The organism is Bradyrhizobium sp. UFLA06-06 (assembly GCF_054820065.1).
The window spans coordinates 1-1601 of the sequence record NZ_JADFUD010000150.1 but is presented as its reverse complement, the minus strand read 5'-3'; the positions used below and the strand labels follow the sequence as shown (position 1 = coordinate 1601).

2 protein-coding genes are annotated in these 1601 nt (G+C 52.7%); both read right to left on the bottom strand.

Annotation, left to right across the window (positions count from 1 at the left end; all coding sequences use genetic code 11):
- A partial coding sequence (locus tag IF803_RS42400) for a hypothetical protein (protein ID WP_461196151.1) occupies positions 1-208 on the bottom strand: 208 nt, incomplete at its 3' end.
- Between the two features lie 167 nt (positions 209-375).
- Positions 376-1140 carry an aspartate/glutamate racemase family protein gene (locus tag IF803_RS42395; protein WP_461196150.1) on the bottom strand — a complete coding sequence of 255 codons (765 nt, stop codon included), beginning with the start codon at positions 1138-1140 and terminating at the stop codon, positions 376-378.
- Positions 1141-1601 lie beyond the last annotated feature (461 nt).

The following is a 1601-nucleotide window of genomic DNA, read 5'->3' as shown; positions in this document are numbered from 1 at the left end:
AGTTCGTCGGCAGCGTCAGATGTGTATAAGAGACAGGCTCCAGACATGAAAATTGAGCACCCATAGTCATCAGACGTAGCGATCTAGAAAAGGCGCTACCGGGCGCGATGTCCTGTTCCGAGATCGGCAGGGGACGCTTGGTGGATGTCGATGAGGTCGACAGCAATTTGATGTTACCTCCACCTTTTAGGGAATTGACGTAGTTCAAGAACTCCTTCGTGACCGGAGTTGGGGTAATAAGCATATCGTCGTCCCTAGCAAGCCAGAGCAGCCTCTTGGCCGAGGCTGCATTTGCTCTCAGGAATTCATCTGATAGCGTATGAGCCGAGGGCGTCATTGCAGCGGAGCCAGTGTTCGCGAGTATGACCCGGCTCATCATTCTCCCCCGTCGCGCGCCTGGTTTACGAGCTCGTTTTCCTTTTCCCACCAGGCAATACAGGAGTCAGAAAGAATGCTGATTGGATCAACGATGTCATCGTCGTCTACCAGACCGTCGGAAATGGCCGACAATTCACTGCAACCAAGAATAATTGCGTCAGGCGCGAAGGGTCTGATCTGATCAACAAGCTGCTTCAGCTTTGGTCGTGCTTCCACGGCATTTCCAGACTTGACATCCGCGATGATCTGAACGGCTTCTCGTTGAAACTCTGCACGACAACATGCGAATTTCTCGCCGAAACACTTCTCATTCGTTTGCGGGTATAGAGAGTGCTGCATAGTCGCATTCGTTCCCAGCAGGATCAAACGAAGTTCGCGAGCTGCGGCGTCCCTCCTGCCGCAAATCACCTTGGCTGTGATCTCGGTTACGTCAATCAAAGCCACCGACAGCGCCTGCTTGATCTCACCAACCCAGAAGTGCGCGGTGTTGCAGGGGATGGCTATCGCTCCACATCCCGCTTGCTCTAACCAATGAGCCCGCTCCAATATCTGCTGCAATGGCGCGTCACTCCCCTCTGAGATTGCTTGTGATCGATCAGTGATATCGGGAAGCGATAAAGCAACATACGGAATGTGATCCTGATCTTTCTCCGCTCGGCGTTTTCGCGCGAGAGATTCCAAGAATTTGGCAGTTGCGAAGCTTCCCATTCCGCCCACTACCCCAAGGGGCCTCCGTTGCCCAAGCGGTCCTGCAAACGGCATATCGAGCCTCGATACAAAGTTCATAGTATGACGACCCTGCCTTTCGCGCTTCTTTGACTGCAACAGCACTTCCGTTCCGCAACCACTCATTCAAGAGGACATGCTCGCGTGGTAGCCAAAACAATTCGCGCTCCTCTGTTGTGACAACGTATGGCGCCGGTTGCAACATTAGGTAATGAGCCGTGCGAACAGCAAAGGGTATGCCAACTCGACAGGAAAAGTGGTCTTCAGAGACCTGATGGAGATTGCGATATTTATAGTTGTCGACACATTGCCTGTGTCACGAATGAGACACGCCGGCGGACGTTATGTGTGTGTGCAGAGCGACAAAGGGGATCGGCGCCATTGAGACGAATTCGGACATTGCCCTGACAGCCATAGAAAATGTAAAGATCGTCCACCGAGGAGCTAATAGAGCGCACATTGCTTATTTGCTGGAGAAATTACTGTCGGAGGCGAGC

Bases quoted from the DNA above. Each gene is read 5' to 3' on its own strand.
- IF803_RS42395 (WP_461196150.1), bottom strand. From the start codon at position 1,140: ATGCCGTTTGCAGGACCGCTTGGGCAACGGAGGCCCCTTGGGGTAGTG.